The 19,266-nt window shown below is 65.3% G+C and carries 15 protein-coding genes; 8 read left to right on the top strand and 7 right to left on the bottom strand.

All coding sequences use genetic code 11. The annotated features are described in order from the left end of the window. Window positions 1-14 precede the first annotated feature (14 nt). Both serC and gyrA read right to left on the bottom strand, forming a co-directional pair. Window positions 15-1,097 (bottom strand): 3-phosphoserine/phosphohydroxythreonine transaminase, encoded by a 1,083-nt coding sequence (gene serC / locus A5892_RS08875; protein ID WP_064122503.1) that lies wholly within the window; start codon window positions 1,095-1,097, stop codon window positions 15-17. Between the two features lie 14 nt (window positions 1,098-1,111). Beyond that, a complete protein-coding gene (gene gyrA / locus A5892_RS08870) occupies window positions 1,112-3,796 on the bottom strand; it encodes a DNA gyrase subunit A (RefSeq protein ID WP_064122502.1) in 2,685 nt (894 codons plus the stop codon). Window positions 3,797-4,111: 315 nt separating this feature from the next. Between gyrA and A5892_RS08865 the strand changes: the two genes are divergently transcribed. Both A5892_RS08865 and A5892_RS08860 read left to right on the top strand, forming a co-directional pair. Beyond that, the gene (locus A5892_RS08865) at window positions 4,112-5,059 is read left to right on the top strand and encodes a recombination-associated protein RdgC (RefSeq protein ID WP_064122501.1); all 948 of its coding nucleotides are present in this window, start codon (window positions 4,112-4,114) and stop codon (window positions 5,057-5,059) included. 41 nt (window positions 5,060-5,100) lie between these two features. Beyond that, entirely contained in the window at window positions 5,101-6,282 is a 1,182-nt protein-coding gene (locus A5892_RS08860) for a 1-acyl-sn-glycerol-3-phosphate acyltransferase (protein ID WP_064122500.1), read from the top strand. 62 nt (window positions 6,283-6,344) lie between these two features. Here A5892_RS08860 and A5892_RS08855 read toward each other — a convergent pair whose 3' ends face one another. Then, entirely contained in the window at window positions 6,345-7,844 is a 1,500-nt protein-coding gene (locus A5892_RS08855; protein ID WP_064122499.1) for a TrkH family potassium uptake protein, read from the bottom strand. 261 nt (window positions 7,845-8,105) lie between these two features. Between A5892_RS08855 and A5892_RS08850 the strand changes: the two genes are divergently transcribed. Next, on the top strand, window positions 8,106-9,275 hold the full coding sequence (locus A5892_RS08850; RefSeq protein WP_064122498.1) for a cation diffusion facilitator family transporter: 1,170 nt from the start codon (window positions 8,106-8,108) through the stop codon (window positions 9,273-9,275). A 116-nt stretch (window positions 9,276-9,391) separates the two neighbouring features. Continuing rightward, entirely contained in the window at window positions 9,392-9,667 is a 276-nt protein-coding gene (locus tag A5892_RS08845) for a hypothetical protein (RefSeq protein WP_064122497.1), read from the top strand. Here A5892_RS08845 and A5892_RS08840 read toward each other — a convergent pair. After that, window positions 9,664-10,152, bottom strand: coding sequence for a pilin (locus tag A5892_RS08840; protein WP_064122496.1), 489 nt, complete (start codon window positions 10,150-10,152; stop codon window positions 9,664-9,666). The genes A5892_RS08845 and A5892_RS08840 overlap by 4 nt on opposite strands. Before the next feature lie 166 nt (window positions 10,153-10,318). Here A5892_RS08840 and A5892_RS08835 point away from each other — a divergent pair, with 166 nt between their 5' ends. From A5892_RS08835 to yacG, 4 genes are all read left to right on the top strand, one after another. Then, a complete protein-coding gene (locus tag A5892_RS08835; protein WP_064122495.1) occupies window positions 10,319-11,740 on the top strand; it encodes a GspE/PulE family protein in 1,422 nt (473 codons plus the stop codon). Window positions 11,741-11,879: 139 nt separating this feature from the next. Next, the gene (locus A5892_RS08830) at window positions 11,880-12,896 is read left to right on the top strand and encodes a type II secretion system F family protein (protein ID WP_150123514.1); all 1,017 of its coding nucleotides are present in this window, start codon (window positions 11,880-11,882) and stop codon (window positions 12,894-12,896) included. A gap of 38 nt (window positions 12,897-12,934) precedes the next feature. Continuing rightward, window positions 12,935-13,552 carry a dephospho-CoA kinase gene (coaE, locus tag A5892_RS08825; protein WP_064122493.1) on the top strand — a complete coding sequence of 206 codons (618 nt, stop codon included), beginning with the start codon at window positions 12,935-12,937 and terminating at the stop codon, window positions 13,550-13,552. Between the two features lie 96 nt (window positions 13,553-13,648). After that, entirely contained in the window at window positions 13,649-13,876 is a 228-nt protein-coding gene (gene yacG / locus A5892_RS08820) for a DNA gyrase inhibitor YacG (protein WP_064122492.1), read from the top strand. A 96-nt stretch (window positions 13,877-13,972) separates the two neighbouring features. On the opposite strand, the gene A5892_RS08815 is transcribed toward yacG, so the two are convergent. The 3 genes from A5892_RS08815 to secA all read right to left on the bottom strand — a co-directional run bounded on the left by A5892_RS08815 (window position 13,973) and on the right by secA (window position 19,129). After that, window positions 13,973-14,974, bottom strand: coding sequence for a Nudix family hydrolase (locus A5892_RS08815; RefSeq protein ID WP_190295671.1), 1,002 nt, complete (start codon window positions 14,972-14,974; stop codon window positions 13,973-13,975). Between the two features lie 98 nt (window positions 14,975-15,072). Beyond that, window positions 15,073-16,281, bottom strand: coding sequence for a bifunctional glutamate N-acetyltransferase/amino-acid acetyltransferase ArgJ (gene argJ, locus A5892_RS08810; protein ID WP_064122491.1), 1,209 nt, complete (start codon window positions 16,279-16,281; stop codon window positions 15,073-15,075). Between the two features lie 88 nt (window positions 16,282-16,369). Beyond that, the gene (gene secA / locus A5892_RS08805) at window positions 16,370-19,129 is read right to left on the bottom strand and encodes a preprotein translocase subunit SecA (protein WP_064122490.1); all 2,760 of its coding nucleotides are present in this window, start codon (window positions 19,127-19,129) and stop codon (window positions 16,370-16,372) included. Window positions 19,130-19,266: the final 137 nt, after the last annotated feature.

Here is a 19,266-nt window from a genome sequence, read left to right as displayed (position 1 = left end):
GTCGCGCCGCTCGGTCACCCGTGGCGACGGGCGAAGCCGTCCATGAAATCGATCAGCGCCTCGACGCCCTCTTCGGGCATGGCATTGTAGATACTCGCTCGCATCCCACCGACACTACGGTGTCCCTGGAGATAAAGCAGCCCAGCGGCCTCGGCATCGGCGAGGAAGCGCTGGTCGAGCGATTCGTCACGAAGCCGGAAAGGTACGTTCATCACCGAGCGGCTGCCCGCTTCGATCGGATTGGAGTAGAACTCGCTCTGGTCGATCGCCGCATAGAGCCTGGCCGCCTTGCGCCGGTTCACCTCAGCGATCGCGGCGACGCCGCCACGAGCCTTCAACCACTCGAACACCAGGCCGCACAGGTACCAGGCATAGGTCGGCGGCGTATTGAGCATCGAACCGTGGTCCGCGGCCTGCCGATAGCTGAGCATCTGCGGGGTCTCGGGCCGCGCGCGATCGAGCAGGTCATCACGCACGATCACCACGGTCAGCCCGGCTGGACCGATGTTCTTCTGCGCGCCGGCGTAGATCACGCCAAAACGCGAGACATCGATCTCACGGCCAAGGATCGACGAGGACATGTCGCAGACAAGCGGCACGTCGCCGGCCTCCGGCAGGTAGTCGTAGGCCACGCCACCGATGGTCTCGTTATCGGTGTAGTGCAGGAAGGCCGCATCCGGGGAGAGCACGATCTCGCCCTGGGCGGGCGCACGACGATAGCCAAGGTCAGCAGTGCTCGCGGCCACGTGGGCCCCACCCAGGTGCCGCGCCTCCGCCAGCGCCTTCTTCGCCCATACGCCGCTGTCGAGATAGTTGCCGGTGCCGCCGCCGCCGAGCAGGTTGAGCGGCACGCAGGAGAACTGGGTCGACGCGCCGCCCTGCACGAACAGCACGCGATAGCCCTCGGGGATCGAGAGCAGCTCGCGCAGGTTGCGCTCGGCACGCGCTGCGATCTCGATGAAATCATCCCCGCGATGGCTCATCTCCATCACCGAGAGGCCGCGCCCCTGGTAGTCGACGAGCTCCTCGCGCGCCCGCTCGAGCACCTCGAGCGGCAGCGTGGCGGGACCGGAACAGAAGTTGAAATGTCGGCTCATGATCTTCGCTGATGTCAGGCGTTGGGCTCGTCACCGGGAGCCGCCCCGCTCTCCGGTGCATCCTCGTCGACATCAGCATCCTCGGCGTCGACGTCGGTCTCGTCGTCGAGGCGCACGGTGGCGACCAGGCTTTCGTTTTCGGCGGTGCGGATCAGGGTAACACCCTGAGTGTTACGGGAACTGCGCGATATCTCCACCACCCGAGTGCGCACCAGGGTGCCTCGATCGGTGATCAGCATCATCTCGTCGTTCTCGCCGACCTGGATCGCCGCGACCAGAGCACCGTTGCGCTCGCTGGTCTGCATCGCGATCACGCCCTGGCCGCCGCGCCCGCGCAGCGGGAACTCCTCGAGCCGGGTGCGCTTGCCGAAGCCGTTCTCGGAGGCGGTGAGGATGTAGACCTGGTCCGCACCGGTGCCGTCCGCGGGTTCGCCGGTTTCGAGATCGCTATCGGCGGACTCATCGATCTCGGTGGTGCTGGGGATGATCAGGCTAATCACCTTGGCGCCATCGAGCAGGCGCATGCCGCGCACCCCGCGTGCGGTCCGACCCATCGCGCGGACGTCGTTCTCATCGAAGCGGATCGCCTTGCCATTGGAGGAGAACAGCATCGCGTGGTCGTGCCCGGTGGTGATCGCAGCGCCGACCAGGCGATCACCCTCGTCGAGATCCAGCGCGATAAGGCCGGCGGAGCGCGGCCGCGAGAACTGGTCGAGAGAAGTGCGCTTGACCGTACCGTTGGCGGTGGCGAAGAAGATGTAGCTGTCCGCACGGTACTCGCGCACCGGCAGGATCGCAGTGATCCACTCCCCTTCGTCGAGGGAAAGCAGGTTGACCAGCGGCCGGCCACGCGATCCGCGGCTCGCCTGGGGAACCTCGTAGACCTTGAGCCAATAGACCTTGCCACGGTCGGAGAAGAGCAGGACGGTATCGTGGGTCGAGGCGACCAGCAGATGCTCGATCACATCCTCGTCCTTCATCGCCGTCGCCGACTTGCCCCGCCCACCGCGCTTCTGCGCCTGGTAGTCGGAGAGCGGCTGGGTCTTGGCGTAGCCGGAGCGCGAGATGGTGACCACCATGTCTTCCTGGTTGATCAGGTCCTCGATGGTCAGGTCGCGCCGGCTGACCTGGATCTCGGTGCGCCGGGCATCGCCGTACTGGTCGCGAATCGCCGTCAGCTCCTCGCGGATCACTTCCATCAGCCGGTCGGGCGAGGCGAGGATACGAGTCAGCTCGGCGATCTTCTCCAGTACCGACTTGTACTCCTCGAGCAGCTTCTCGGTCTCGAGCCCGGTCAGTCGATGCAGCCGCAGATCGAGGATCGCCTGGGCCTGGGTCTCGGTGAGACGGTACTCGCCGCGATCCTTGGAGAGACCGAAGGAGTCATCGAGCCCTTCCGGCTGACAACTGACGCTGCCGGCGCGCTCGAGCATGTCGAGCACCTGGCCGGGCGGCCAGCTGCGCGCCACCAAGCGTTCGCGCGCCTCCTGAGCGGAGCTCGAGGCGCGGATCAGCTCGATCACCTGGTCGATGTTGGAGATCGCAACGGTCAGGCCCTCGAGCACGTGACCGCGCTCCTTGGCCTTGTTGAGTTCATACAGGGTGCGCCGGGTAACCACCTCGCGCCGGTGGCGCAGGAAGGCTTCGAGCACCTGCTTGAGGTTGAGCGTACGCGGCTGACCGTTGTCGAGCGCGACGATGTTGATCCCGAACACGCTCTCCAGCTGGGTCAGCGAGAAGAGGTTGTTGACCACTACGTCGCCGGATTCCCCGCGCTTGGTCTCGATCACGACCCGCAGACCGTCCTTGTCGGACTCGTCGCGCAGCTCGGCAATCCCCTCGACCCGCTTCTCCTTGACCAGCTCGGCGATCTTCTCGATCAGCCGCGCCTTGTTCACCTGGTAGGGCAGCTCGGTGACGATGATGTGATCGCGCCCGGTCTTCTCGTCGTGCTCGACGGTGTGGCGCGCCCGCACGTAGATTCGCCCGCGGCCGGTGCGGTAGGCGTCGAGGATACCGGCACGGCCGTTGATGATCCCCGCGGTGGGGAAATCGGGGCCGGGGATGAACTCCATCAGTTCGTCGATCGACAGGTGGCGATCTTCGATCAGTGCGAGGCAGGCGTCGATGACCTCGCCCATGTTGTGCGGCGGCACGTTGGTCGCCATACCCACCGCAATGCCGGTGGCGCCGTTGACCAGCAGGTTCGGCACCCGGGTCGGCAGCACTTCGGGAATACGCTGGGAGCCATCGTAGTTATCGACCCAGTCGACGGTGTCCTTGTCCAGATCCGCCAGCAGCTCGTGGGCGAGCCGGGACATCCGCACTTCGGTGTAACGCATCGCCGCCGCGCTGTCGCCGTCGATCGAGCCGAAGTTGCCCTGGCCGTCGACCAGCATATAGCGCATCGAGAAGCTTTGCGCGAGGCGCACGATGGTATCGTAGACCGCACTGTCGCCGTGCGGGTGATACTTACCGATCACGTCGCCGACCACGCGGGCCGACTTGAGATAGGGGCGGTTCCAGTCGTTCTTGAGCTCGTGCATGGCATAGAGCACGCGCCTATGCACCGGTTTGAGACCATCACGCACATCGGGAAGAGCACGACCGATGATGACGCTCATCGCGTAATCGAGATACGACTGCTTGAGCTCGTCCTCGATGTTGACTGGCAGAATCTCTCTGGCGATCTCACCCATGGGTCGTTCAATCCTGATTTGACTTTTACGAGCGCCCGAAGCGACCTCGCTGGCAGGCAAACGCAGCCCGCGCGGGACTCTCGCGCCCACGGCAACGAGGTGTCTTCGGAATCCGTCGAGTGTACCACAATCGTGCCACGCCGCCCGCCTCGCCAGACGCCGCAGTGCGGCTCCGCGGCGCTCCTCGCCGGGCTGCGCGCCAGGCCCCTGCGATCGGCGCCGGCGCGCATCCGGTGCGATGGTCAATTACCCCGCCGCCCTAGCACCACCAAGCGGGTTTCGACATAATGGCCGGATTAAAAGGATGGACACCCCATGTGGTTCAAGCATTTACACCTTTACCGAGTGCATGATCAGGCATCGTTGAGCCAGCAGGCCCTCGAAGACGCCCTGGCGGTCTTGGCTTTCCGTCCGGTCGGCCGATTCGAGGCCAAGCGCATCGGTTTCGGCGCCCCCGCGGGCCGCGCAAGCGAGCGGCTGGTTCACGAACTGGAAGGACACCGCCTGCTGAGGCTGCGCCGCCAGGAGCGCCTGCTGCCCAACGCGGTGGTCGCCGAAGAGCTCGAGGAGCGCTGCGAAGCGTTCGAGGCCGCCAACGGCTTCGCACCGCCCCGGCGCGAGAAGCAGGCGCTGAAGGAAAAGGTGGTCGAGGAACTGCTGCCCCGTGCGTTCACCCGCAGCGGACACATCGATCTGTGGTGGGACACCCGGCGCTCGTTGATCGGGATCGACTGCGCCAGCCGCAAGCGTGGCGAAGAGATGATCGACCTGCTGCGTCAAGCGCTGGGCTCGCTCAAGGTCACCCCGCTGTCGGTCAAGCGACCGCCGGCGAAGACCCTCACCGAATGGCTGCGAAAGCCAGCGAGCAGGCCTCAGGATTTGCTGCTGGGTGATGCCGTCGAGCTGCGCGGCGATGACGATGGCGTGCTGCGCGCGCGCGCCATCGACCTCGACGGCGAAGAGATCCAGACCGCGCTGGCGGCCGGGCGCCAGGTCAGCCGCCTGGCGCTGAGCCTGGAGGGCCAGCTCTCGTTCACGCTGCAGGATGACCTTGCGCTGAAAAGCCTGAAGTTCGACGATCAGCTGCTCGACCAGGCCGATGACGAGGTACGGGGCGACGATCCGGTCGAACGTCTGGAGACCGAGTTCGCGCTGATGGCCAGCACCCTGGCGGCACTCTCCGAACGGCTGATCGAGTGGCTCGGGGGCGAGGTGGAAACCGGCCCCGCACCCTGGCATCAGGACGAGGCCGTCGAGGCTTGATGCATCCAAATGAACATATCAATCACCGTGATTTTCAATCAATGACACCCGTCACGCCCGCGGATACGGTCACCGACCGTTTTTCGGCGCTGCGCCCCTACCAAGACGATGAGGTGGCGAGCGTCCTCAGCCGGCTCTCTCACGACGATGAATTCCAAGCCGCGATCGCTCGCTTCAGGCTCCCACGCCTGGACGCCGTCGCTCCTTGGCTGACCCGGGCGCTGATCGGCTACGGTCTGCGCCGGCGCATGCGCGGCATACACTCGATCACCGAGTTCCAGCGCCACATCGCCGACTACATGGAGCACATGATCGAGCGCACGGTGGATCGCCTGGAGATCCATGGCCTCGAAGCGCTGGACGACGACCAGGCCTATCTGTTCATCGGCAACCACCGTGACATCTCGCTCGACCCGGCCTTCGTCAACTTCGCCCTCTATCTGCACAACCGCAACACGGTGCGGATCGCGATCGGCGACAACCTGCTCGAAAAGCCCTATGTCTCCGACCTGATGCGGCTCAACAAGAGCTTCATCGTGCCACGTTCGTCCACCGGCAAACGTGAGATGATCAAGGCGTTCCAGCTGCTGTCCGAGTACATCCAACACTCGATCGAGATCGACAACCACTCGGTGTGGATGGCCCAGCGGCAGGGCCGTGCCAAGAACGGCATCGACCGCACCGACCCGGCGATCATCAAGATGCTGTGCATGGCCAAGCGCGCCGAGAATCGCGATGCGCCACTGGCGCAGATCATCGCCGGACTGCACGTCGTGCCGGTATCGATCAGCTACGAGTACGACCCCTGCGACGTACAGAAGGCCCGCGAGCTGGCCGCCACCGAAAGCGACGGCCGCTACCAGAAGCTGGCCTTCGAGGACATGCGCTCGATCGCCGCCGGCATCGTCGGCGACAAGGGGCGGGTCAACCTGCGTTTCGGTACCGCGCTCAACGGCGGTGACTTCGACAGCATCGAAGCACTCACCGAGGAGATCGACCGCCAGGTGCTCGAGGGCTACCAGCTCTATCCCTCGCACTTCCTTGCGCTCGAGAAGCTAGGCGAGCATCCCGAGCTGCTCGAGCTCGACGACGTCACTTCGGCGGATCGCAACCGCTTCGAGGCACGCCTTGCCGAGGTCCCCGAGGAGCTCCGCCCCTGGTGGCTGCGTCAGTATGCCAATCCAGTGATCAACTGCCGCGCTCCCATCCTGCTCGACGCCTGACCCCTACGCCCTCGAGCCTTCGAGGGCGCATTTCCTTCCTCTGCGATTGCCCCGCGACCAAGTCACTTGCGCCAGAAGGCCGGCGTGAGCAGCACCAGTACGGTGAGTATCTCGAGCCGCCCGAGCAGCATGGCGAAGCTGAGCAGCCACTTCGCGGCCTCGGGCATCCCGGCGTAGTTGCCCGCGGGCCCGATCAGCTCCCCAAGGCCCGGCCCGGTATTACCGAGCATCGAGACCGAGGCGCTGAGCGAGGTGACCATGTCGAGGCCGAGGGACGAAAGCGCCACCGACAGCGCCGATACGGTGAAGAAGAAAAACGAGGAGAAGGCCACCACCGCGCGGACGATGTCGTCGGTCAACGGCCTGCCGTTGTAGCGTTGGACGAACACGCCCTGGGCGTGGACCAGGTGACGCAGCTGATTGACCAGCATCACCAATCCGACCTGGAAGCGAAACACCTTCATCCCGCCGGTGGTCGACCCCGAGCAGCCGCCGATGAACAGCAGGTAGAAGAACACGCTCACCGCGAAGGTGCCCCAGTGGTTGTAATCCGAGGTGGCGTACCCAGTCGTGGTGATCACCGAAACGACATTGAAGGTGATCTCGGTCAGGGCCGGCCAGAAAGGCCCGGGGCGATGGAGCATCCGCTCCAGCGTCATCATCGCGATCACCACCAGCAGGATGGTGAAGAATCCACGCACCTGCTGGTCGCGCCAGATCGCCATTGAACGCTGGGTGATGAAGCGCACGTAGAGTACGAATGGCAACGCGCCGCTGAGCATGAAAAGCACCGTCACCCAGAGGATCGCCGGGCGCGAAGCGTAGATGCCGAAAGACTCGTCGTAGTTGGCGAAGCCCCCCGTCGATACCGAGGTCATGCCGTGGACGACGGCATCGAACGGGCGCATCCCCAGGAGCCAATAGGAGAGCATCGCCAGCGCGCTCAGGCCCAGATAGACCATCGAGATCGACTTCGCCATGCCCCCCGCACGCGGCACGATATGCTCGGTCCAGGCCGAGGATTCGGTCTGGAACAAGCGCATGCCGCCAACTTTGAGAAACGGCAGGATCGCGATCGCCATGACGATGATCCCGACCCCGCCGATCCACTGCAAAAGCCCCCGCCAGAGCTTGATTCCATCCGAGGTGGTATCGAGATCGACGATCACCGTGGCACCGGTGCTGGTAACCCCGGAGACTGCCTCGAACACCGCATCGGCGATCGACAGCTGAGGGGAGCCGAGCATCATCGGCAGGCTGGCGAAGCCGGCGAACACCACCCAGCTCATCACCGTGAGGATGAACATCTGCCTCGGGCGCAGCTCGAAACCGGAGTCCCGGGTCAGCACCAGCAGCAGCCCGGATACGCCGAGGGTAATCAGGATCGAGGTGGCGAAGGCGCGAATGTCGGGGTCGCGCTCGAGGGCGAGCACCGCCAGCGGCAGCGCCATCATCACCACCAGTACCAATAGCAGTACCGCAATGATACGCAGCACCGGTCCGAATCCGGCCTGGTGGGTCAAGGGATTGGAGAGATTGCGTAGCCACGAAAAGGGGGACATCACGGCGTGAACGTTTCCTTCGACACCATATGCGACACCATAGGGACGCCGTATCGCACGCACGGCGCGCGCGACAACGCGGCTGCGACGAACCGGATCATGCTGCGAAGTCTACAAGGGGCGGCGGTGCTTTTCGAACAGGATCGATCCGCCCCCGGATAAAAAGCGATAAGCCTTCGACCAGCGGGCCACCGAGGGGCGTTTGCCTTCATCACGCCATCCGCACAGAATTCCAGTCGAGCCCGCCAATCAGCGATCCCCATGCCCTCTCAATCCTCGAGCAGCACAGCATCAGCGCAACGTCGCGAGGCACAGCGCGTCAACCTGACTACCGTCCTCATCGACGCGGGGCTGGCCGCGCTGAAGATCATCGTCGGCACGCTCACCCTGTCGAGCGCGCTGGTCGCGGACGGCATCCACTCCCTTGCGGATCTGCTCACCGACCTGATAGTGCTGATCGCTACACACTTCGGCCGACGCGCGCCAGACCGGGGCCATCCCTATGGACATGGCCGGATCGAGACGATGGCGAGTCTCTGGCTCGGCATCGTGCTGCTGGTCGTCGCCGGCGCAGTCTCATGGGAAAGCGTGCTGCGGCTGTTCTCGGTCGAGGCACTGAACGCCGGACACTGGGCGATCGGCGTCACCCTGCTGGCAATGCTGGTCAAGGAGGCGCTGTTTCGCTGGACGCTGCGCGTGGCTCGACGCCAGCGTTCACCGCTGCTGGAGGCGAGCGCTTGGCACTCACGCAGCGACTCGCTCTCTTCGCTGATCGTGCTGATCGGGCTCGCCGGTGCCCAATTCGGCTTCTACTGGCTCGACCCACTCGCCGCCATAGCGGTTTCCATCCTGGTCGGCAAGATCGGCTTCGACACGCTCCGCGGCGCAAGCCGAGAACTGATCGACACCGCCCTGCCGGAAGAGGAGACCGAGCGCCTGCGCCGCTGCGCGCTGGAGATTCCAGAACTGCGCGACCTTCACGATCTTCGCGCCAGGCGCATCGGCGCCGATACAGCGCTAGACGTGCACTTGCTGGTGGCACCGCGGCTCACGGTTTCTGAAGCCCATGAAATCGGCAACACCGTCACCCGCCACCTGCGCCAGCGTTTCGCTACCCTGCGCGATGTCACCTTTCACATCGACCCCGAGAACGATGGCGATGAGCGCCTTAGACGCCAAGCAAGGCCCCTTCCGCTTCGAGGCGAGGTGGAGCGACTGCTCGACGCGCACTGGCAGGGCATCGAGGCGTGGTCCCGCCGCCTGGACATGGCGCTTCACTATCGCACATCGCCCTGCGACGGCCTGCGGCGCATCGATATCGAGCTCTATCTGTGCCGCGAGATGTCACCGTCGGACGTCGCTCGACTGGCGTCGCTGGCTGACGATCTCGACTGGCTGGGCGAGATCAGATGCTGGCGTGCGTCGGACTAGGATGTTTTGACCGCCCAAACCGACCATAATCGCCCCATTGCACCCTTTCCCCACTCGCGGCGCTTCGTCTTCATTTCACGCCTTGGCCGCCGCCGGACATGCCACAGGAGCACCCCATGACGACATCCAGCGAAATGCAGCAGGCCCGGGTCATCAAGGAGCTGCGCGGTTTCATCAAGAAGCTCCTCTACGATCCCTCGATCCTGCCCACCGCCCTGGAGATCGCAAGACGCCACAGCGGAGAAAAAGACGCAGCGGAGCGGATCGCCGAGGAGATCTCCTCCACCACCAGCGTCAAGATTCCAACTCGGGAGTCCCAGCATTCTCCCGCCGACAAACTGTTCCTCGCCCTGCTCAAGGAGGTGATCGAGGAGGAGCGCGCACTGTACTAGCCGCCGCTGGAAAGCGAACAACCGGGAGGCAGCAGCGTCGGCTCCAGCGCAGCCGACGCCAGGCAGCGCCACCCCTCGAGACCAGCGCCCGGCTGCAGTTGCAGCCATTGCTCCACCCCCTCACCGGCGAGCAGCGGTGAGGCGCCAGTACCGAATCGGTAGCGCAACGTGCCATCCGCCTCGACGCTCCAGCTGCCATGGGCATGGACGACCGAGTCGCCCGAATAGCCCAGCGCCGCCAGATCCACCTCCTGGCCGCGTAGCAGCAGATCCTCCACGCCCACCTGCTGGGCCCTCAGCAGCATGTTCGCGGAGGAGACCTGGGAGCGTGCGACATAGAGCTGGTAGCGAGGGATCGCCACCGCCGCCAGCACCCCGACGATCGCCACCACCGCCATCATCTCGAGCAGCGTGAATCCGCCCTGCGCATGCGCTCGCGGAGCGCCTCGCGCCACATTCATCGCCTCAGCCGGTTTCTCGTCCATCCTGCCTCCGTCCCGATCCAAGCGAGCGGCGCTCGCCCCTCTCAGCGCATAACGTCCACTTGCACCGGCGACTTGACCCCCTATAAAGCCGTCGGCCGCGGCCGATAGCTTCGGTGCCGTGGTATTCGACACGGTGAGCATTGACGATCACCTGGAGCATCCAGCGATGAACGAAAAAGCCTGTCCGGCAGCGCCGGCCGAACTTCTCGAGCCGGTCGATCTCGATGGCATCGAGATATCCAGCCTGCCCTGCGCCGGCCTGCCGATCCGGCTGTTAGCCCGTATCGGCGTCCTTCCGTTGCATGAAGAGGCAGGCAGGCTCAGTGTCGCCGTGGCCAGCGCCGCCTGCCTCGACCAGCTCGATGAGCTACGCTTCGCCTGCGCGCGCGTGATCGTGCCGCGCCTCGCCGAACCGCGGCAGCTGGCGAAGCTGCTGGAAGCCTATCTGGCTCACGCGGACCAACGCCCGGCACCATCGAACAGCGATACCTCGGCCGATGCTTGCCTGCGACGCCTCGCCCAGGCCTGCGTGCGCCTGCGCGGCTCCGACCTGCACTTCGAGCCCGAAGGCGAGCGCTTCACGGTGAGAATCCGCGTCGATGGCGAACTGCGCACGCTCGAGCGGCTCCCTGCGGCACTGGGCGAGCGCTGCATGATGCGACTCAAGCTGCTCGCCGGCCTCGATGTCGGCGAGCAGCGGCTACCCCAGGACGGCAGCCTGAGCATCTCGTTGGAGGATCGCTACACCCTCTCCTTCCGGCTTGCCACGCTGCCTACCGTACGAGGGGAGAAGGCATCCCTGCGCCTGGTGGATGCGCCCTACCAGGCGCTCTCCCTCGACGAACTCGGCCTCGATCCGCTGCCGTTGGCAGCGTTGAAACGCGCCTTGGAAGCCGCCCGCGGGCTGATCCTGGTCTGCGGGCCGACGGGAAGCGGCAAAACGATCACTCTCTACAGCGCACTGATGCACATCGATCGGCAGCGGCGCCATGTGGTCAGCGCCGAGCAGCCAGTCGAGCACCGCCTGCCCGGCGTGCAGCAGTTGCAGATAGAGCCGCGCATAGGGCTGGACTTCGCCGTTGCACTGCGCGCGTTCCTGCGCCAGGACCCCGACGTGATGATGATCGGTGAGATTCGCGACCCCCAGAGTGCCGAGATCACGCTCAAGGCCGCCCGCACCGGCCATCTGGTTCTCGCCACCGTGCACGCCGCCAGCGCCAGAGCGAGCCTTGCCCGGCTGGGGCATCTAGGCGCCGACGAACGCGATCTCGCCGAGTGCGTGACCCTGGTGATCGCGCAGCGCCTCGTACCCACGCTCTGTCCCGCCTGTCGCGTCCCTGCGCCATCGGCGCAGAAAGCCACCCTGGCGATGGAACTAGGTCTCGCCGCGGATACGCTCTCCCCCCACGTCGCCCGAGGCTGTCGACATTGCCACAATGGACATGCGGGCCGTATCGCCATCTTCGAAGTCCTCTCGCGCCCGATCGACCGCTCGGACGCGGAGGACGTCGATGGCCTGCGCCGTGCCGGGCTTTACAAGGTGGCGCAGGGATTGATCTCGAGGCAGGCGCTGGAACGTGCGCTCTGAGCAGCGACTGTGGCAATGGCAGGCGACGGATGAGGACGGAAATCACCGCACCGGCCGGCTCTATGCCCCTACCAAGCACCAGGCCCACACCGAGCTCGCGGCGCGAGGACTGATCGTTCGACGGCTGCGACGCTTACGCATGAGGACGAAACGCCTGGGTCCCGAGCACCTGGCGCTGCGCCTGATGCAGCTATCCGGCCTGTTGCAGGCGGGCATCGGCCTGCTCGACGCCCTGGAGCAGCTTGCCGAAAATGCCGAGACCGCGGAGGAACACCACTACTGGTCGACGCTTCGCCTTGCGATCACCGAGGGGCACTCCCTCTCGGCCGCGCTCGGCACCACCACCTTGCCGCTCCACGCGCCGCTCGGCACCGCGCTGATCGGCCTGGGTGAACATAGTGGCAAACTGGCGACGGTGCTGGCCCGCCTCGCGGAACATCTCAACGCACGCGCCCGACTCGGCCGCCGACTCGCGGCGCCTCTGCGCTACCCAGCGATGGTGACCGTGCTCGCGGCAGGCTTGATGGCGGTAATGCTGATCAAGATCGTGCCGACTTTCGCCGCGCTCTATGCCGACGATGCAGCGCACCTCCCCTTGCCCACCGAGGTGCTGTTCGCCCTCTCCGCAGGACTCAGTGCACGGCTCGAAGCGTGCCTCATCGCCGTGCTCGCACTCATCGCGAGCTGGATCGCCGCACGACGACATAGTGCGCGGCTTGCCCGCTGGCTACCGCTGCTGGGACCGCTGCTTCAATCGAGCGACAAAGTCGGTATCCTGGAGGCCCTGGCACTCGCCCAGGGCAGCGGGCTGGCCCTGGACGTAGCGCTGGAGCTGATCGCGACCCCGCAGGGGACGCTGCCGTTGAAGAGAGTCGCCTCTAGAGTCGCCGAGGGCGAACCGTTGAGCGTGGCGATGCGCGCTGAGCGCGCCTTCGGTGCGCTGCTCGCGGCCCTGGTCGCCAACGGAGAGCGCTCCGGCCGCTTGGCCGAGGCGTTCGGTCACGCGGCAGACCTCGAGCGGGAAAGGCTCGAGCGACGCTTGGAGCGGCTGGAACTGCTGCTCGAGCCAATCGTCATGACCCTGCTCACCCTGGTCATCGGCCTCCTGGTGGTCGCACTGTACTTGCCAGTCTTCGACCTCGGCGGCGAGTATTGAACTTTTTCGTCATCCACGCCCCGGCACGGAGCGCTATCATGCTGACCATCGGCCTAACCGGCGGCATCGCCTCGGGCAAGAGCACCGTCACTCGACTTTTCGCTGAGCGCGGCATTGCATCGGTCGACGCCGACCAGATCGCCCGGGAGGTGGTCGAGCCAGGAGAACCGATGCTCGACGCCCTGGTGGAACGCTATGGTGAACGGATTCTCGACCGCCAGGGCCGGCTCGATCGCGCCGCACTGCGCCAGCGAATCTTCGCCGCGCCCGAGGAACGGCGCTGGGTGGAGTCCCGGATGCATCCGCTGATCCATGCGCGCATGCTCGAACGGCTCGAGACGCTCGAGGGCCCTTACCGCCTGCTGGTGGTACCGCTGCTACTCGAGTCCGATCGCTACGCCAAGGTGGTCGATCGGATACTGGTGGTGGACGTCCCCGAAGCGCTGCAGCTGCAGCGCGTGCTGGCACGCGATGGCGGCGAGCTCGCCCAGGCCGAAGCGATTCTACGCGCGCAGATGCCGCGTGCCGAACGCCTGGCTCGCAGTGATGAGATGATCGACAATTCCCTCGACAAGGTATCGACCGAGCGGCGAGTCGCCGAACTGGACGCCTTCTATCGACAGCTTGCACACCAACGCGCCGCCTGCGGGAATTGACCACCGCCGTCTTCGCCCCAATATCGAGAGTCCGCCCGCGGCTCGCGCCTCGATCGATCCACCCCAATCGCGATACATGCGCAAAGGAGTCATTCCATGTCAGAACCTCGCGACTCCCTCAAGGTCGCCTGCCCCCAGTGCGCCACCCAGGTTCCCTGGAACGAACAGAGCCCCTACCGCCCCTTCTGCTCCAAGCGCTGCAAGCTGCTGGACCTGGGTGCCTGGGCGAGTGAAAGTCATCGTATCCCTGGGGAGATGGCGCTGGACGAGACCGACATCGACGCGATGCTGGAGCAACTCGAACGCGAGCAGGAGCGACGCTAGCGCGGCGTCGGGAAACCCTCACCGCGAACGAAGAAGGCGGCGCCATCGATCGGCGCCGCCTTCTTCGAACGATCCCACGTGAATGGAAACTGCGCTCTAGCGCTCGAAAGCCGAGATAGCCGCCACCCCCTGGGCGCCTACCCCTCGGGCGTGGTCGATATCCTCGAGCCCCAAGCCCCCCAGAGCGAACACCGGCAACCGAACGTGTTCGATCATCTGCTGCAGACCATGCCACCCCAGCGGCTGCGCGTCCGGATGGGAGCCAGTGGCACGCACCGGGGAAAGCACCGCGAAATCGCAGTCGAGGCGCTCGGCCTGCGCAAGGCCAGCTGCATCGTGCACCGACGCTCCAAGCCAGCGCGAACCCTCCAGCGGTCGGCGCTCCAGCACGCCGAGCTGATCGCTGCCCAAGTGCAGTCCGCCGGCGTCCAAACGCTCGACCAGCGCGACCATCGCCTCCACGTCGCTTCCCCTATGCCCGAGCATCAGCTGAGCGCCGGCCCGACGGCAGATATCCACCGCCCGCTCGGCACGAGCGGCGTAGGCCTCGGCGTCGAGCGCGGTATCGCGCAGCCGCACCAACTTTGGCCGATGGCGCTCGAGCGCGGCCGCTAGATCGGTCTCGAAGCGCGTCTCGTCGGCCTGGTCGGCGGTGATCATGTAGGCATGCGGCAGCGCTACCGCCTTGATGATCGGCAGGTTGGCGGCGGGAAAGTTGTAGCGTCCGAGCTCGGCCACCGGCACCCAGCGCACGACCTGCCCCTCTCGCCCGTAAGGTTCGCCCTCGAAATCGCGAACGCCCCAGACGTCCAGCAGGATGTGCTTGTCGGTGTACTCGTGATGCACCCGGATCAGCGGCTGCGCGCGCTTGACGTGGATGCCCAACTCTTCGTTGAGCTCGCGCTTCAGCGCTTCGAGACCGGTCTCGTGCGGATGCAATTTACCGCCGGGAAATTCCCACAGCCCGCCCTGGTCGACGTAGGAGGGGCGACGGGAGAGGAACACCCGCTCATCGCCGTTGTAGATCGCGGCGGCGACGACGTGCACCCGTCGTTTCGGCAGCTGCTCGTCGCCGTGATCGCTGTGCCCACGCTTCATCGCTCTCTCTCCCTCTCTACTCGGCGAGCGCGCCACGCTCCCCTTGCCTTCTGATAGCCTCAAACTGCTCTCCTCCAACACCCAGCCGGGTCGCTCTGTCAGCTGCGATAGTCAGCGTTGATACTCACGTACTCGTGGGACAGATCCGACGTCCAGACCCGCTCCCGCCACTCACCCCGGCCAAGCCGAATGACGATCTCGATCTCCTCACGCGCCAGCGCGGCGCTGCCGGCCTCTTCGCTGTACGCCGGCGCACGCGCGCCCGCCTCGACGATCGACACGCCGTTGAGTTCGATCGCCACCCGGGCGACGTCGAATTGCTCGATAGGGGTCTTGCCGACGGCCATCAGCAGGCGCCCCCAGTTGGCGTCACTGGCATAGAGCGCGGTCTTGACCAGCGGTGAATGCGCGACGCTATAGGCGATCTCGAGCGCTTCAGCCTGGCTGCTCGCCTCGCGCACATCGACGGTGATGAACTTGGTCGCACCCTCGCCGTCACGCACGATCAGCTGGGCCAGCTCGAGCATCAGCGAGAACAGGGCGCTGGAAAAAGCGGCGACCGCGGCCTCGCCCTCGATCGCCACGCCAGCGCCGGTGGCGACCAGCGCACAGGCGTCGTTGGTCGAGGTATCCGAGTCGACGGTGATCCGGTTGAAGGAGCGCTCGGTGGCGTCAGCCAACAGCCGCTGCAGCAGAGCGGGCTCGATCTTCGCATCGGTGGCGACGAAGGCCAGCATGGTCGCCATGTTCGGGCAGATCATCCCCGACCCCTTGCTGATGCCGTTGAGCACCACGCGCCGCCCGTCGATCTCGATGCTGCGAGTCACCCCTTTCGGCCGGGTATCGGTGGTCAGGATACCGTGACCGGCGGCCTCCCAATTGTCCTCATCGAGGTTCTCCACCGCGGCACCCAACGCCGCCTCGATCCGCTCCACGGGCAGCGGCTCGCCGATCACGCCGGTGGAAAACGGCAGCACGCTCTCGGCGCTCCCACCGACTCGCGAGGCGAGCCCTCGGCAGCAGGCCTCGGCCGCTTCCAGGCCCGCGTCACCGGTGCCCGCGTTGGCATTGCCGGTATTGACCAGCCAGTAACGAACGTCGCCAGCGCCGAGATGGCGCTTTGCCACCGTGACCGGTGCCGCGCAGAAAGCGTTCTTGGTGAAGGTAGCGGCAACGCTCGCGCCCTCGGCAAGCTCGAAGACCACCAGGTCACGGCGACCCGGCTTCTTGATCCCTGCGCTCGCGACACCGATGCGAACTCCCGCGATCACCGGCATCCGGGGAAACACCGACTCACCTACGGCCATCGTCACGCTCCTAAGCCTAGCGGCGCCCTGCGGCGCCGCTTCGATCGTCACACGGGCCTGGCGGCCCGACTTTTGGGTCCCCGACGGCTCAACTGAGCCGGCCGTGGCACTGCTTGTACTTCTTGCCCGAACCGCAGGGGCAGGGGTCATTGCGGCCGACCTTGGGCTGCTCGCGCTTGACCGTGGTGGAGGCATCGCTGCTGGTCACGGCTCCGGCGACGGCAGCGGCGCTGGCCACCGCCTCGTCGCTGAGCGTAGCGGCCTCGAGTGCTTCATCCTCGCGGGTAGGCTCGCTCGCGGCCTGCTCGCGCTCGATCGCCGCGCGGCGCTCGCGTTCGAACTGGTCGACCTCTTCCTGGCGGCGTACCTGCACATGGCTGAGCACGCGCACTACGTCGGACTTGATGTTGGCGAGCAGGCTCTGGAACAGACCGAACGCTTCACGCTTGTACTCCTGCTTCGGGTTCTTCTGCGCATAGCCGCGCAGGTGAATGCCGCGACGCAGGTGATCCATCGATTGCAGGTGTTCCTTCCAGCGGGTGTCGAGAATCTGCAGCATCACCTGCTTCTCGAAACGCTTCATCATTTCGTCGCCGATAGCCTCGCGCTTGGCGGCATAGAGCGCGGCATGCTGCTCCTGCAGGCGCTGGCGCAGGCCCTCGGCGTCGAGATTCGGCTCCTGTTCGAACCACTCGGTGATCGGCACCTCGAGATTGAAGTTCTCCTTGAGCTCGACCTCGAGACCCTCGACATCCCACTGCTCGGGCAGGCTCTGCGGCGGTACGTGCTCGGCGAAGGTGGTGTCCAGCACCTCTTCGCGGATACCGCGAATGTTATCGGAGACGTCGGGGCTGCCGAGAATCTCATCGCGCTGCTCGTAGACCACACGGCGCTGGTCGTTGGCGACGTCGTCGTACTCGAGCAGCTGCTTGCGGATGTCGAAGTTGCGCCCCTCGACCTTCTTCTGCGCCCGCTCGACCGCATTGGTGACCATCTTGTGCTCGATCGCCTCGCCGCGTTCGAGGCCGAGCGCGGACATCAGCCGCTGCACTCGCTCCGACCCGAACAGCCGCATCAGGCTGTCCTCCAACGAGAGGAAGAAGCGCGTCGAGCCCGGGTCGCCCTGGCGCCCGGCACGGCCGCGCAGCTGGTTGTCGATACGCCGCGACTCGTGGCGTTCAGAACCGATCACATGCAGGCCACCGGCCTCGATCACCGCCTCGTGACGCAGTTTCCAGTTCGCCTTGATCTCGTCGATCTGCTCCTGCGAGGGCGATTCGAGCGCTGCGATCTCCGCCTCCCAGTTGCCGCCGAGCAGGATGTCGGTGCCGCGACCGGCCATGTTGGTCGCGATGGTGATCGCGCCGGGCTGTCCGGCCTGGGCGATGATATGCGCTTCGCTGGCGTGCTGCTTGGCGTTGAGCACGTTGTGGGGAATCTTCTGCTCGCGCAGCATCATCGACAGCTGTTCGGAGCTCTCGATCGAGGCGGTACCGACCAGCACCGGGCGCTTGGCCGCGACCTTGTCCTTGATGTCCTCGATGATCGCTTCGTACTTCTCGAGCGTGGTCATGTAGACCAGGTCGTTGAGGTCCTTGCGCGCGAGCGGGCGGTTGGTCGGGATCACCAGCACGTCGAGCTCGTATATCTGGCGGAACTCGTAGGCCTCGGTGTCAGCGGTACCGGTCATCCCACCTAGCTTGTCGTAGAGGCGGAAGTAGTTCTGGAAGGTGGTCGAAGCGAGCGTCTGGCTCTCCTTCTGGATATCCACGCCCTCCTTGGCCTCGATCGCCTGGTGCAACCCTTCCGACCAGCGCCGCCCCGGCATCGTACGGCCAGTATGTTCGTCGACGATCACCACTTCATTGTTGGCGACGATGTAGTCGACGTCGCGCTGGTAGAGGTGGCGGGCTCGCAGCGCCGCATTGATGTGATGCAGCAGGCCCAGGTTCTGAGCCGCATAGAGGGAGTCATCCTCGTCCAGCAGCTTGGCCTCGCGCATCAACTGCTCGACTTTCTGGTGGCCCTGCTCGGTCACCTCGACCTGCTTTTGCTTCTCGTCGATGACGAAGTCGCCGCTTTCGTGGTCTTCGGGATCGGAACAAGGCACCAGGCCGCTCGCCATCCGGTTGATCACCTTGTAAAGATCGGTGTTTTCCTCGACCGGTCCCGAAATGATCAGCGGCGTACGCGCCTCGTCGATGAGGATCGAGTCGACTTCGTCGATCAGCGCGAAATGCAGCCCCCGCTGCACCTTGTCCTCGAGCGAGAACGCCATGTTGTCGCGCAGGTAGTCGAAGCCATACTCGTTGTTGGTGCCGTAGGTGATGTCGGCCCGGTAGGCCTCGCGCTTCTCGTGCGGCAGCTGGCCGGCGAAGATGATGCCGACGCTCATGCCGAGGAACTCGTAGAGCGGGCGCATCGTCGCGGCATCCCGGCTGGCCAGGTAGTCGTTGACCGTGACCACGTGGACGCCTTTGCCGGTCAAGGCGTTGAGATAGGTTGGCAGGGTACCGACCAGGGTCTTGCCCTCCCCGGTCTTCATCTCCCCGATGCGCCCCTCGTGCAGCGCCATCCCCCCCACCAGCTGGACATCGAAGTGGCGCATGCCCAGCACTCGCTTACTCGCCTCGCGCACGGTGGCGAACGCCTCGGGCAGCAGCTCATCGAGCTTTTCGCCATTCTCCAGACGCTTGCGGAACTCCGCGGTCTTGGCCTTCAACGCCTCGTCATCGAGCGCCGCAAGCCCCTCCTCGAGCGCGTTGATCTTCGTTACCGCTTTGCGCATGCGCTTGAGATCACGCTCGTTCTTGCTGCCGAGCACTTTGCGTACCAAGGTATTGAACATCGAACCGTCCTATTGATCCCCATCGCCATGGCATATGGCCACGGGCGATGGGGCTTGCTTGACTTGTGACCTGCTGGATATCGGCGGCGGCTTCATCGAGAAAACGCGGGCGCCCTGTTCGCTGGCGATGTGGGGCA

This window comes from Halotalea alkalilenta, from assembly GCF_001648175.1.
In the GTDB taxonomy this organism is placed as follows: Bacteria; Pseudomonadota; Gammaproteobacteria; order Pseudomonadales; family Halomonadaceae; genus Halotalea; species Halotalea alkalilenta_A.
The sequence above is the reverse complement of the archived record's forward strand: the minus strand, read 5'-3'. Positions and strand labels throughout refer to the sequence as shown.

Excerpts from the sequence above, each read along its gene's own strand:
- A5892_RS08815 (WP_190295671.1), bottom strand. The coding sequence starts at position 14,974 with ATGAAGCGTGGGCACAGCGATCACGGCGACGAGCAGCTGCCGAAACGA.
- A5892_RS08865 (WP_064122501.1), top strand. The coding sequence starts at position 4,112 with ATGTGGTTCAAGCATTTACACCTTTACCGAGTGCATGATCAGGCATCG.
- secA (WP_064122490.1), bottom strand. The coding sequence starts at position 19,129 with ATGTTCAATACCTTGGTACGCAAAGTGCTCGGCAGCAAGAACGAGCGT.
- A5892_RS08845 (WP_064122497.1), top strand. The coding sequence starts at position 9,392 with ATGACGACATCCAGCGAAATGCAGCAGGCCCGGGTCATCAAGGAGCTG.
- A5892_RS08830 (WP_150123514.1), top strand. The coding sequence starts at position 11,880 with ATGAGGACGAAACGCCTGGGTCCCGAGCACCTGGCGCTGCGCCTGATG.
- gyrA (WP_064122502.1), bottom strand. The coding sequence starts at position 3,796 with ATGGGTGAGATCGCCAGAGAGATTCTGCCAGTCAACATCGAGGACGAG.
- A5892_RS08850 (WP_064122498.1), top strand. The coding sequence starts at position 8,106 with ATGCCCTCTCAATCCTCGAGCAGCACAGCATCAGCGCAACGTCGCGAG.
- serC (WP_064122503.1), bottom strand. The coding sequence starts at position 1,097 with ATGAGCCGACATTTCAACTTCTGTTCCGGTCCCGCCACGCTGCCGCTC.
- A5892_RS08855 (WP_064122499.1), bottom strand. The coding sequence starts at position 7,844 with ATGTCCCCCTTTTCGTGGCTACGCAATCTCTCCAATCCCTTGACCCAC.
- argJ (WP_064122491.1), bottom strand. The coding sequence starts at position 16,281 with ATGGCCGTAGGTGAGTCGGTGTTTCCCCGGATGCCGGTGATCGCGGGA.
- yacG (WP_064122492.1), top strand. The coding sequence starts at position 13,649 with ATGTCAGAACCTCGCGACTCCCTCAAGGTCGCCTGCCCCCAGTGCGCC.
- coaE (WP_064122493.1), top strand. The coding sequence starts at position 12,935 with ATGCTGACCATCGGCCTAACCGGCGGCATCGCCTCGGGCAAGAGCACC.
- A5892_RS08860 (WP_064122500.1), top strand. The coding sequence starts at position 5,101 with ATGACACCCGTCACGCCCGCGGATACGGTCACCGACCGTTTTTCGGCG.
- A5892_RS08835 (WP_064122495.1), top strand. The coding sequence starts at position 10,319 with ATGAACGAAAAAGCCTGTCCGGCAGCGCCGGCCGAACTTCTCGAGCCG.
- A5892_RS08840 (WP_064122496.1), bottom strand. The coding sequence starts at position 10,152 with ATGGACGAGAAACCGGCTGAGGCGATGAATGTGGCGCGAGGCGCTCCG.